The 13541-nt window shown below is 57.1% G+C and carries 5 protein-coding genes and 1 pseudogene; 2 read left to right on the top strand and 4 right to left on the bottom strand.

Features of this window, described 5'->3' with window-relative positions:
• The 4 genes from EYB53_RS23705 to EYB53_RS23720 all read right to left on the bottom strand — a co-directional run.
• A partial coding sequence (locus EYB53_RS23705) for an alpha/beta fold hydrolase (protein ID WP_135481793.1) occupies positions 1-2386 on the bottom strand: 2386 nt, incomplete at its 3' end.
• Positions 2387-2697: 311 nt separating this feature from the next.
• Positions 2698-7044, bottom strand: coding sequence for a lipase/acyltransferase domain-containing protein (locus tag EYB53_RS23710; protein ID WP_135481796.1), 4347 nt, complete (start codon positions 7042-7044; stop codon positions 2698-2700).
• A gap of 63 nt (positions 7045-7107) precedes the next feature.
• Positions 7108-7341, bottom strand: coding sequence for a lamin tail domain-containing protein (locus tag EYB53_RS23715; protein ID WP_135481799.1), 234 nt, complete (start codon positions 7339-7341; stop codon positions 7108-7110).
• Positions 7342-7352: 11 nt separating this feature from the next.
• On the bottom strand, positions 7353-9320 hold the full coding sequence (locus EYB53_RS23720; protein ID WP_135481801.1) for a hypothetical protein: 1968 nt from the start codon (positions 9318-9320) through the stop codon (positions 7353-7355).
• 2188 nt (positions 9321-11508) lie between these two features.
• On the opposite strand from EYB53_RS23720, the pseudogene EYB53_RS25830 reads away from it, so the two are divergent.
• Positions 11509-12528, top strand: a pseudogene (locus tag EYB53_RS25830) (tetratricopeptide repeat protein); the annotation flags it as partial.
• Positions 12529-12725: 197 nt separating this feature from the next.
• The gene (gene tcmP, locus EYB53_RS25835) at positions 12726-13472 is read left to right on the top strand and encodes a three-Cys-motif partner protein TcmP (RefSeq protein WP_135481806.1); all 747 of its coding nucleotides are present in this window, start codon (positions 12726-12728) and stop codon (positions 13470-13472) included.
• The last annotated feature ends 69 nt before the right edge of the window (positions 13473-13541 follow it).

Below are 13541 nucleotides of genomic sequence, written 5' to 3' on the forward strand. Positions count from 1 at the left end.
ACCCGGTTGGTTGCGCATTTGTCCGAATCACCTCAAGAAATAAGCGAACGGTAAGAACAAAGTTGAAGGTTCCGTCATTGCCTGGCTCAAGCCGCTGCTGAAACTCCAGTTGACCGCCGGCGCTGAGGGTTCCGGATTGTACAGTGGTGAACTGCACGGCGTCCAGCGCATTCATAGGCTGTGCAGTCAATGCAGTTTCCGACGCCGGCGCAGCTGCGGGCGGTTGCCCGGTCAGCAAAGGACGGACGATGCTGGTAAAGATGGGGGCTCCACCGTAGCGGGCATCGCCAGTTTGGTAGAGCCACTCGTGCCGTCCCTGGCAACCCCATCTATCGTTCGGCCAGCGCCAGCCGCCGTCCAATCCAATCCGAAAGACACTCTCGATACTTACAATAATATCATTGGGGTAAGGTACTTCTATTGGATTTGATACTGGTAGTGCTTGTGAGCAGTCATATTGACCTGCAATAGCATAGAATCTAGCATCTTGGCGCTCAACATTGTTGCTGTTGAAACTAATCACTGAAGACACTGTAAGCTCTTGAACAGCAGGAGAGCGGCAGGGAATTTGAGGAAGGTCGCGATCAAGTAGTGCAAGATTGAAAATACCACAGCCTATAGCAATAAAACCTGCACTCACGCTGCCTCCATTCGGTGTGCCGAGCATTATTAACTGGTGCACACTGGCGTCCTTGGCATAGGCGTGTAGGTAGCGCCGGCTGATCAGGCCGCCCATACTATGAGCAATAATATCTACCTGGTCTGCACCTTGTTCGCGTCTTGCTCGCTCTACTACACGCGATAACTCATATGCATTCTGGTCGATCGTGTTGGTTGGCGCGCCATGAGATCCGGTGTTTATTCTTGGTACTGTATAGGTGACAATATCCTCAAGCTCAGAACTGCCGAGTATTTGCTCTCCCTGATAGTCAGCCCACATGCCGGGATCACTGTTGTAGCCGTGAACCAGGATCACGGGTCTTGGTCGCACAGTAAATGTAACTGCCTCCGAAGCGTTAGCGGGGCCTCCGGCCGGTGTAAAACTGGCGCTGATGGTGTAAGGTTGGGTCGGACGCTGGCCGTTGATCCATGCCAACCCATCGGTGTTGAAGGAGAGTGTTACCTCAAGGTCAGACAGAGGTGGGATCGTCGCATCGGCCCGTGGAGTGCCATGACTCAGTGCGACCTCGCCGCTGATCGGATCCTCCTGGCAGTTCGTCACCTTAACGGTCGCTCGCACTGTATTCCCCTCAACGGTTCCTTCGGGCGTGGTCGGGTTCGCATCCAGCGGGTAGATATTGTTCTCCCGATGATCGGTGATACCGTTGATGCTCACGATAGTCGTTTGGCCCGGGTCGGTACATCCTGCTGGCGGTCCTGGGCGCCAGGCTGGACTCCCACCGACCGTCGAAATTTGCTGGAGTTGCTGGCCCTGCGTATCAATAAGCCACAGGCCGTTCGAGAAGCCGTCGTTGAAGTAACGCCCCATAACCAACCACTGGTCGTCGGGCGACCAGGCAAGGGACGCGATTGCGAAGCTCGTACTATGCAGTAGCACAGGGGATGTCTCCGGCATTGCGCCAGCTGCAATGGTGAAGATACCGTAGTCCGGTTGCTGCCGCCCTGGAGTGACACAATCGGCATTACCGACGAAGGCCAATTGGGGTTGCGTGCTCGCCCATCTGCCACCATAAGTACCAGGCAGCAGGTTACAATTACCCCTGTTGGACTCGTTGTAGAAATACTCCCCCGGATTCTGCTGCTGATTTGAGACGAGATCATAGATCACTTGATTACTAACCGGGTCGGTGCCGCTGAGCGTGTACGCGAGCAGAGCATCGCCATACACCGACAGGTTCGAGCAGAATACCAGGAACCCTCCACAGCGGTGCACAACCGACTCCTGACCATCTAACGTCCGCTTGATTACCTCCAGATCGCTTTCCGCGGATCTGAAGAAATAGAGCTGACCTGACGGGGAAAACGCGGGGCTGTACTCGTCCGAGGCGCTATTGGTCACTCGAGTGAGTCCAGTCCCGTCAGCTCGAACAGTGTAAATGTCCCGCTGAAACGTGCCCTGGCTTCGCTCGAAGGCTAGCAACTGCCCGTCAGGGGACCACGCCAGGGAAGGCGTAAAGGCCCATGCAGGATCGGCGATGGAGTCGGTGAACAGTTTGCGGGACTGTCTGGTGGCAAGGTCGATCAGCCAGATGTAGCCGTCGTGAACATACGCGATCTCGCCACTCGGGGCGCTGCTCGGCGACGCTGAAGGATCAGCGTCACTGAGACGGCCCTGTGCCAGTGGTGCACCAGGGTGTAAGAGGAGGATGCAGATCATGCTGAACAGGCCTGCCGTGGTTGCTATCATGAATGATCGATGGTGCATATATCGCTCCTGGCGCTTTGTCTACCTCTGACCTTTCGACAGTGTTGGAAGCGGCCTAGAGTTTTTCGGGCAGGGCGTCCTGACAGCCACCTCGTCATATGCGGCCAACCGTGCACTTGGCTCAAACAGTGCCCCGTCATCGCGCTGCCGGTTGTCCCAAACCGGCGCAAATTCGAGCACACCTGTGCCTGGCTGCAACACTTCCGTCGGCTGGTTGTTCGCTACGGGTATATGCCGTCAACTTCTCAGCCTTTGCTCAAGTGTATCGTGGTACGCCTCCGTCGATATTTTTGAGACCAGTTCCAACTTACTTAACGCTGGATCAACGGCAGATACACTGACTGCGATAGTGTGATAGTTATGATGCTGGAACGGTTTGCTGCCTGGTCGTCGGCAAAGGCGTATATGACACTATGCTTAAGGCTGTTGATCGTCAGGGGTGCAGTATATGGCACGAAGGTCGTGCCATTGAGCGAGTAGTAGAGCCGCTTCACACCAGAACCGGCATCGGTAGCGGTGAGCGTCACCTGCTGTGCGTTGAGCGGACCGGTTACTTGCACTGCAATTTCCGGTCCACTGCGATCATCGGCGGCTGAGCCGATGAGATCAGCGGCTGGATCAATGATCTTGTCGGCTATACCGTCGCCAACGCTATCATAACGAAGATCCAGCGGTTCATCAGCGTCAATAACCAGCGTCGCAAGCGTTCCAGCAGGCAGGTCTAGATCGCGATAACGCCTAGCGAGATCGCGCGAAGCACCAGTTCCACGGGTAAGATCCAGAGCAATTGGGCCATCACCGATTTGCACTGTCACTGAATAGGTTGGGCCTGGTGTTAAGATAAACTCTTGCACGATTGAACCGAGGTTCAGTGAGTCGACGCCACGCATATAGCCTGAAGGTTCATCGCCAAAAGTTATCGTCTCACCAAAACTATTGCTGATAGTCACAGCTTCAGTATTGGTCAGCCGTAGATAAAATGCAGGAGCGGAAGCATTTTCAACTGCTAACGGTGGAGGAGCCGCTTCACCACGCCGAAACTTCCGGCAGTTTCCCTCAAGTGGAAGTTCACGACCGCGAAAAAACGCGGCGGCTATCGCCTGAATATCGGTGTTGTGCATGAGGAAGGCATGTTTCACCCAATCATTGTCATCTCTGCCGAACCATCCAGCTCTGGGCGTACACACAATAGTGGTAGCAGCTGGCGCATTCAGATCTTTCACACCATTTGAACGCAACGCACTGACAATCGGGACAGTACCATCTCCACTTGTATACGTCGCCTGAAGATCTGGGAAACCTACGCACGTTTTGGTGCCGTCAAGCAGTGAGGTTGCGCAGACACCATTGAATGCAGCCTGATAGCTACCCGGCGTCGCGTCACGGCTTTGAAGTCCGGCTACGTGGATATACTCAATCCCGGTAAGCTCGTCACTCCACACATCCTGCGATAGATTCAACGGGCCGCCGCGATAATTGTGAAAAATAACATTATTCGCACCTGGAAGACTACGGTCTTTTTGCACACTGAACATATTGACTAGTTGTCCATAAGTATACCAGCCATCGTAACGTCCATTCTCATTCGCATCCCATTCCGTCTCATTAAACACGAATTCATTCAATTCAAAGTAAGCACGACTAGGAAGCAATTCGTGGGGACCAGGGAAGTTCTCAACAAGATCCTTATATGTAGTTGCACCAATTCCTCCCCACCACAGCAACTCACCGAAGAGAATGGAGCTAATCGCCTGTGGGGCGCCAACAAAGGGGGGGGCAACATTCATTACCTGATCTACGGCATCGGGATGTTCGATGATAAATCGGCGCGCTACAAGTCCGCCCATACTATGGGTCAGCAAGTTCACCCGCGCCGACGCACCGTAGAACTTGCGAATACACTGCACATACTCATCCAAGCGGGCTGCATTAACCTCGTTGCTTAGCCGCCAGTCATAAGCGAACACGAATAAGGTCGGGTTGTTGTTGCGCTGTTCTTCATACTGGCATCCTGCAAGCGTGCGCCGCGCCGGATCGCCATCAATTTTGTACTCCACAAAACCATTAGCGCCATTGGTAAGCATTGATATCATGTCGCCATATACATCGCGTCCAAGGACATTCCAGATTGGAGCGTTAGCCTTAATATTTCTAAACGAATTACTATTAAGATCAAGTGCTAAATCATTTGCTGTAAATGGTTGTATACGAGAAGGAAACACTTCTGTCATTCGCAGTCCATTTGTTGAATAAATATCGAGTGAGCTCCCAAGCACTCCGTGCAAGAAGATGAGCGGGCGGCGCCCAATGGTGCCGGTAAAATCGAAGGTGATCTGTCCGTTAGCGGAAGCAATCACTCCAGAGGGCGGATCGAAGTAATAATCAGCCTGTCGTGGTCGGACGATGTAGGCCTTGCCGGCTATCAGATTAGTAACGCCATAAACACCGTCTACGGTTCTAAGCACACGAGGCTCTTCGCGCTGATCGACCGGCGTGATTGTCACCTCCACATCATTGAGAAGTTCACCTCGTTGGTTGCGGATTGTGCCTGAAACGCTTGACGCTTGCGCGGGTGTTTCGGAAAGCCTATACACCCCACTATCCGTCCCGGCAAAAAGCTGCGGTTCGCTTCCAACAGTTGCCAGCGTACGAATACGCCCACGATCGAGCGCAGGTGTGAATGGAGCCCAACTCGCGCCATTATCAGTCGAACGATAGACGTCGCCGGTTGCGATGATTGGTGCAGCCGTGCCGAGATAGACCGTGCGGTCGCTCGCGTAGTTTGGAGAGAAGGCAATTGCATTGGCATAAGCCGGTCCAGTTGCAACCTGGCTCCAGTTGATGCCACCATCTGTTGAGCGATAAACCTGATCACCTAGAGCAGCAAAGGCGGTCTGATCATTGGCAAAATCGGGCGAAAACACCAACACGCCAACTGAACCATCGGTGAAACCATCCGGGAATCCTTGCACTCTCGCCCACCCACCACCACCATTCGTCGAACGATAAATGCCTTCACTCCATACGCCTGCAAGCAGGGTGTTATCTGCGGTGTACGTAGGAGAGACGGCCAGTATGCTGGCGTTTTTCACCCGGGTGTCTGTGGTCAGGCGACGCCAATTCCCTCCGGCATTATTTGAGACATACACCCCACTCTGATTACCAACGTAGTCACTGACGCTCACATAGATAGTTCGATCTTGTCGGTAGCCAGGTGATAGAACCACCCAGTTGACCGCACTGGCAAAAGTCGTTGATGGTTCTACTCGACCCGCAGTTCCCGCTGAATTCGGGAAGGGCGGTGTGTCAACGCCTTGCCACGTCAGACCACCATCGCTAGATCGGAGCAATCCGGAGCTCGTTGCATACACCGTGCGATCATTGGCAAAATCGGGTGAGAAGGCAAGTGAGTTGTACCCGAATACAAAGCCTTGCAGTACCTGTTGCCAACTGACGCCGCGGTCATTGGTTCGATAGAGATTGATGCCCGCGCCGGCGAGCATAATTCCATCATTGGTAAAGTCTGGTGATGCCGCCAGTGCATGGATGTCGAGGGCAGCGAGACCCTGATTGCTTGGGGTCCATGTGTCACCGCTATCATTTGAGAGGATTATTCCATTTGTGTTGCGAGACGCCGCCACAATCACTGGTGAAGTAGCGTAGTTGGGAGCGAAGGCAGCCTGGCCTTCACCATCATCGATATTACCGATAGATAACTCAAGCGGTTGCCAGGAATTGCCTGCGTTGCGACTACGAAAAAGCTTACCATTTGCGGCAACAAGGAGAGTGCGATCAACGGCAAAGTTGGGTGAGATTGCAATGTTATCCGAAAAGCTCCCTGGAAGATCATATCGAACTTCCCAGGTTCTGCCCCCGTCGGTTGATCGATATGGCCCGCTACCTGAACCGGCGGCAAAGAGGGTTTGATCCGTAGCGAAAGTCGGGGAGATAGCAAGCGAAAAAGCGCCGAGGTCTTGACCAAAACTCAGTACCGACCAACTGGTTCCTCGATCATTTGAGCGGTATATTTTACCGCAAGCGACAAACAGGCTGCCATCACTGGCAAAATTGGGTGAAATGACCACATCCCGATACACACAATTAGCAAGCCCTGTTGTGACACGACTCCAACTGCTTCCACCATTTGTACTCCTGAACACTCCATCGCTACCCACAAATACTGCTGTCCGATCAGTTACAAAGTCCGGCGAGAAGGCCAATGCTGCTGCGTTGAAAGCGTCGCTGGTGCTTACCCAGGTTGCACCTCCATCAAGTGAACGAAATACACCTTGCCACGTTCCAACAAGGAGTGTACGGTCGTTCGCATAGGACGGCGAGACTGCTACATCATTTATGCCAAGGCCCGCAAACACTGGTACATTGGCGAGACCCGCTAGATCCCAGCTCTGCGCCCCATCCTGCGACCGATAGAGCCCACCGCCCGTAGCGGCGAAAAGCGTTTGATCATTGGCATAGTTGGGAGAAAACGCCACCGCATCCACGCGGCCACCCCACGGCCCGATCGACTGCCAGTTCACCTCATTGGCAACTGTTGGTGTGCCGGCGACTGGCCTGGCCGGCAGCAGTGCCAGCGGCATGATCAGCACCAGGATCATAAGCAGTTGTATACTGGTGCGTCGTTGAGCATAGTGGGGCATTGTGGCCTCCTGGTCCTCTGGGAAGTGATCGAAGAAGCTAAGCCGTCTTGATCACCCTACCGCTCACGGTACGACTTGTCCGGCATCAATGTAATAGGCGATCAGCCGACCGCTCGGGTCGTACAACGCGCCGTCATCACGCTGCCGGTCATCCCAGACCGGCGCGCTGCTCTGCGGGATGACGACGCTTCCTCCCGAGCTGAGAATTGTGCCTGGCGGCGTCTGGGCATAGGCCTGCAGGCCGACTAGAAGCACGACTGCAAGCAGACCCATAGCGACGGCTAGACCATGGCGCATAGCATTACCTTTCACCGCCGCACCATCGGCAAATACACAATCTCGATCCCGCCGGTTGCTTCCACACGTACCTCGATCGTCTGCTCCGAGGTGGCATGCTCAATGCGGATGCTGTAGAGCCCCGGTGCTACCGCCGCCAGCGCCGCGTCACGGATCGCTACGCCGGCCGCTGCCGCCAACGGAATCCGGTACTCGCCCGCCGCCGTGACCCGGAAGATCTTCTTGCCGTTCAGGTAGACATCGCCCGGTGCGTTGATTTGCACGTAGACCCCGTTGATGCCCGCCGGTGGCACCGGATCCGCCGAGGAGGGTTCGATTGCGTCGACGCGGAAGCCCCACCAGGCATCACAACAATGGTAGAGCAGTTTGAGTTTCACAACCCGCCCAGGTACGTAATCCGACCAGACATCCTGCTTGTTGGTGTCCCAACCGAAAGTCTGGATGACAGTATCGTTGGCATCTAGCACCTGTAAGGTGGCCCGAAAGAGTTCAATCCTGCTGAAATGAACTTTGCTCGAAGTCGCGTTCACGTTAGGATTGGTGATTGTCCAGCTCTGATCTGCCTCACTGGTATAGGGGTGGTCAGATTGGGCTAGTCCAGGGTTAGGAATAGAATCGACAATGGAGTCAGCACGGAAGCCCCACCAGGCATCACAACAATGGTAGAGCAGTTTGAGTTTCACAACCCGCCCAGGTACGTAATCCGACCAGACATCCTGCTTGTTGGTGTCCCAACCGAAAGTCTGGATGACAGTATCGTTGGCATCTAGCACCTGTAAGGTGGCCCGAAAGAGTTCAATCCTGCTGAAATGAACTTTGCTCGAAGTCGCGTTCACGTTAGGATTGGTGATTGTCCAGCTCTGATCTGCCTCACTGGTATAGGGGTGGTCAGATTGGGCTAGTCCAGGGTTAGGAATAGAATCGACAATGGAGTCAGCACGGAAGCCCCACCAGGCATCACAACAATGGTAGAGCAGTTTGAGTTTCACAACCCGCCCAGGTACGTAATCCGACCAGACATCCTGCTTGTTGGTGTCCCAACCGAAAGTCTGGATGACAGTATCGTTGGCATCTAGCACCTGTAAGGTGGCCCGAAAGAGTTCAATCCTGCTGAAATGAACTTTGCTTGAAGTTGCATTGACATTGGGGTTGGTGATTGTCCAGGTCTGTTCTGCCTCACCAGTATACGGATGATCCGACTCCGCCAGCGTAACCCGCTGCGGCGGATCCTCCGGCGCGGTCGGTGTGCCGCTCTCCACTGCAACAAGGTTATAGCCCCAGTGCCGCACCGAGCCGTCGCTGATCAGTTGCACTTTGATCCCTGCCCCCGGTACGGCTTTGCTGGTCAGGCCGGTGGGGTGGCTACCGGTGATCCATTGGTAGGGGGTGTTGTCGAGGTCGTAGATCACGATGTAGTCGACACCGTCTTCGAGGTCGATGCGGTCGAAGCGCACGCGGGTGCCCGCCGGGTTGGCGGCGTCGTTGACGAAGGTGCGCTCGAGTTTGGCGTTGTTGGGGTAGGGGTGCGGGCTGTAGTGGATGGTTGGGTAGTTAACCGGCTCAAGTTGGTCGATCGCGAAGCCCCAGAAGCGCCCTGAGCCGTCGCTCTTCAAGGCAACTTTGATCGACGCACCGGGCACCGGGTCACTCCACATGCCATCTGGCGCACTCGTCGAGATCTCCTGGATCAGGGTGTCATTTGCGTCATAGATGAAAATCTGATCAACCCCCTCTTCAAGCTCGATCCGGCTAAAGTGGAGACGCGCTGCGTTCTCCCCGCCTGTATTGGGGATCGTCCAGAATTTGTCGGTGTTATTCTCGTAGGGATGGTCGCTCTCGACGGTGGGGATGCTCGCGGCAAGCTCGGTAGCCTGCGGTCGTGTGATCGGTCGTGCCTGGGCACTGAACAGGCTACCGAAGGCCAACAGAAGGATGGCGAGCGCAACGATTAGCAATGGACGATGGGCAGTCATTCGCATAGCATACCTCGTTCTTCAAGACATACGTTATTCGATCTGCTATAATGATGCGAGAACGATCCCGTATGCGCCAAAGTGAATTGGCTTGCCGCGTAGACATTTCTTTGTGCGCAATGACACAAAAAACAGGGCGAACTACCGTTGCCCTGGTGGTGATGAGATGTGAGCTGTTTTTTGTTCAGGGTTCGTCCATTCTCGCATGGTCACGTTTCATTTGTCACCCCGTAAACTCCGTATTTTTTGTCGTCGTTCCTTCACTCTTGGTGGGGGTGTGTCAACGTTTCCCACTTGAGCCCCAGGAGGCAGGGTCTGTTCCTGTTCAGGCCAAGGCGCAGCCTTGCTGATCACGACGTCTCACCTTTGCAATCTAACCTCTGAAACGGTAGCTCCGTCGATCTATGCGTGCCCTGCATGGTATTGGTGTTTGTGGCAGCGAGTTACTCTCTGTGAGAGGTCAGCCATGTCTGATCGTCACCAGCTCGCGATCCTGACCCGCCTGCGCAAAGCAGCCAAGGTTACCCTGGCCGAGATGGCCCGGGCTTGTAGCCTGAGCGGGAATCGGGCCTATGAGTCGGCTGGGGCCTGGGAGCGCGGTGCGGCCGTGCCCCGTGCGACGCTGCGCGTGCCGTTTCTGGGTTATCTCGCCCAGACGCTGCGGCTGGCTGATGATCACGCAACCCTGGCGGCGGTCTGGGATGTGCTGGTGCAAGCGTGGGGCTGGGAGCCGCTTGAGGAGGCCGATTGGCGTTATCTTGAGGCTGCGAACACGGTTGGTATGCCGGTGCAAGCGGATCACATCTCAACGCGCTCGGCCTTCCCCTCTCTCGCCCGGATGCCGACCGCTGGCCGTCTGCCGCGCCCTGCGTTGCTCCCCCCTGGCTCGGTGCTGCCGTTCCCGCCCAACCCTCACTTCGTCGGCCGTACCGCCGAATTGTTTGCCCTTGCGGCGCACCTCAAGGCCGGCGGCGCAGTGGCTGGGCCTCAGGCGCCACCCACTGCGCTGGTCGGGCCAGGGGGCATTGGCAAGACCCAACTGGCGATCGAGTTTGCGCATCGTTTTGGCCGCTTTTTTGCCGGTGGGGCCTTCTGGCTGAGTTTCGCCGACCCGGGGGCGGTGTCGGCCGCCATCGCGGCGTGCGGCGGCAGCAGGGGCCTTGGCCTGCGCCCAGACTTTGCCCAACTCAGTCTTGATGAACAGGTGCGCTTGGTGCAGGCCGCCTGGCACGCTGAGGTGCCGCGGTTGCTGATCGTTGACAACTGCGAGCACGCCGATCTGCTGAGCCGCTGGCTGCCCCACTATGGTGGGTGTCGCGTGCTGATCACCAGCCGTCGCACCGGATGGGAGGCCGGGTTGGGCCTGGCGACCCTGCAACTCGGGTTGCTCGGACGCGCCGAAAGCATGCAGTTGTTACGTTGTTACTGCCCAACCTCCCAACTCCGCGACGAAGAATTGGTCGCGATCGCCGCCGAGCTCGATGACCTGCCGCTGGCACTCCACCTGGCCGGTAGCTATCTGGCCCGTGGCGTCGATACGCTCACTCCGGCCCAGTACCTCGCCGAGTTGCGGCAGACTCTCGTTACCGCCAGTGTGGGGAGCGTTGGCCACCTGTCGCTGACCGGGTGCGGGCCGCATGGTCGCCCGTTCCCCACGCCGACCGGCCACCTCAACCATCTGGAGCAGACCTTTGCCCTCAGTCTCGGCCGGTTGGATCGCAGCACAAGCCTGGATGCACTTGCGTATCAAATCCTGCTGCGTGCGGCCTGGTTTGCCCCTGGCGAACCCATCCCGGTGGCGTTGCTCAGCGCGACGCTGACAGCGCAGCCAGACCAGGCGCTGCTTGGCAGCGCGCTCCAACGGTTGCTCGATACGGGCTTGTTGCTCGCCAACGACACGGTGGCAGCCGACACGCTTCGCCTGCACCGCCTGATTGTCGCGTTTCTCCGCCGACTGGACGCCACCGAGGCGCAGCATGCGGTTGAGACCGCCTTGCTCGCCTATGTTCGCTCCCTCAACGACGCCCTCGACGAGCCGGCCTTGCTTCGTCTCCAGCCGCACCTCCGTGCCGTTACCGCGACCGCGCTGCAGCGTGGCGACGCGCTGGCCGCCGCGCTTAGCTACGAGCTCAGTCGGCATCTCGGTGAGGTCGAGTATTATGGAGAGGCGCAGACCTACAACCAGCGATCACATATGATTCGGGATCAGATCTTTGGGACACATTCGGTAGAGAGCAGTACCAACCTGCACTATCACGCGGTGTTGTTAGAGTGGATGGGCGCATATCCTGAGGCGCGCCCCTATCACGAGCAGGCGCTGGCGATTCGGCGCGAGCGCCTTGGGCCGGATCACCCTGAGACCGCCACCAGCGCGTTGCACGCAGGCGAAGCTGCCCATGCGGTTTGTGACTATGCCAGCGCACGAAGCTACTACGAGCAGGCGCTGGCTGTCCGTATCAGGCACGCTGGCCCAGATAGCCCGGCGGCGGCCGAACTCTACAACAACCTGGGCCTCTTGCTCAACGCGATGGGCGAGCTTGAGGCCGCGCTGCCCTACGCCGAGCGTGCGGTAGCGATCTGGGAAGCGCAGGTGCAGCCCAATCGCTCGCTGCAGTCGATGGCGCTCAACAATCTCGGCTACCTCCACCGAGCCCGCGGTGCATATGAAGCGGCGCTCGCGCTGCTCCACCGTGCGCTCGCGATCCGGGAGGCGATCTACGGCCCTGCGAATACCTTTATCGGCGTCACGCGCAATCATATTGGGCGGGTCTATCACTACCAGGGACGATTTGCGCAGGCGATGGGCGAACTCCAGGCGACGCTCTGCCTCTTCGACGCCGCCATCGGGCGCGAGCACCCGATCACGGCGTGTACGCTGAGCAATGTCGGCATGCTGGCGTTGGAGACCGGCGCTTTCGCGGATGCACGCCGGATGCTGGAAGAGGCCTTGGCAATCCACCGCCGACTGCTGGGCGCTGAGCACCGCCATGTGGCGCGCGGTCTGAATCGGCTCGGGCTCATGCACCAGGCGCTTGGCGAAGCGGACGCGGCCCGATCCTCTTTGCGCGAGGCCTTGGCGATCCGCCGACGCATCCTGGGCGAGTTACACCACGATACGGCCAACACCCTGGGGCACCTGGGGATGCTCCACCTGACCGCCGGACGCCCGCAACAGGCCCGGCCCCTGCTCGCCGAGGCGCTGCGCCGTCACCTGGCCCGCCTGGGCGGCGCCACCCCTACACTGCGCGCAGCCTGCTGCGCATGGGGCAGGTCTGTGCCGCGCTGGGCGATCAACCGCAGGCCCGTGCGTTCCTCAACCGAGCGCTGCTCGTCTACACGGCGGTGCTTGGCCCCGATCACCCCTCTACACTGGCGGCGCGGACGCTCGCTTACGCGGGATAGCCCGCAGACGTGTTGCGCATCACGTTTGTCGATGCCTTTGCGGGAACAGGCTACCGGCAAAGCCCAAAGGCAGCGTCGGCACAAACACTCCCGCTTCGGCTCGATGACCTCCCTGTTTACGATGATGAGATCACCTTGTTCCAGCAAGGCAGCGCACGCATCGCGCTCGAAACCAGCCCACCCTTTGACCACTACGTATTCATTGAGCAAAATCCCGCCTCTATTGCTGAACTGGAACAACGTCGTCAACAGCTCCCAGCTATTGCACAGCGAATTGAAATTGTGCAGGGTGAGGCCAACGCGACCATCCAGGATTGGTGCAGGCGCACGAACTGGCGAACGAATCGAGCGGTTGTTTTTCTAGATCCGTATGGCATGGAGGTCGCGTGGGCAACCATCGAGGCGATTGCAAACACACAAGCCATTGACCTTTGGGTGCTGTTTCCGCTTGGACAGGCCGTCAATCGTGTCCTGACGCGCAGTGGCCCGCCTGAAGGTGGATGGGCTGACCGCCTGACAACGTTCTTTGGCACTGCCGATTGGAAAGCTGCGTTCTATCGCCCAAGTTCACAAATGAATCTATTTGGCGAGGAGACGCAGTTTGAGAAAGGCGCGACGTTCGAGCAGATCGGAACGTTTTTCTTGCAGCGGTTAGCGACCATTTTCCCAAAGGTAGCCGATAATCCGCTCTACTTGCGAAATCGCAAAAATGTACCAAGTTCTTCTCTGGCGCATTTTCACGAACTCAATGTCTGACTTGTTCCATAAAGACTTACCGTTCGCTTATTTCTTGAGGTGATTCGGACAAATGCTCAACCAGCCGCA

The organism is Candidatus Chloroploca mongolica (assembly GCF_004762035.2).
Lineage (GTDB): Bacteria > Chloroflexota > Chloroflexia > Chloroflexales > Chloroflexaceae > Chloroploca > Chloroploca mongolica.

Coding starts and splice junctions, on each gene's coding strand:
- EYB53_RS23710 (WP_135481796.1), bottom strand. CDS start 7,044: ATGCCCCACTATGCTCAACGACGCACCAGTATACAACTGCTTATGATC.
- EYB53_RS23720 (WP_135481801.1), bottom strand. CDS start 9,320: ATGCGAATGACTGCCCATCGTCCATTGCTAATCGTTGCGCTCGCCATC.
- EYB53_RS23715 (WP_135481799.1), bottom strand. CDS start 7,341: ATGCGCCATGGTCTAGCCGTCGCTATGGGTCTGCTTGCAGTCGTGCTT.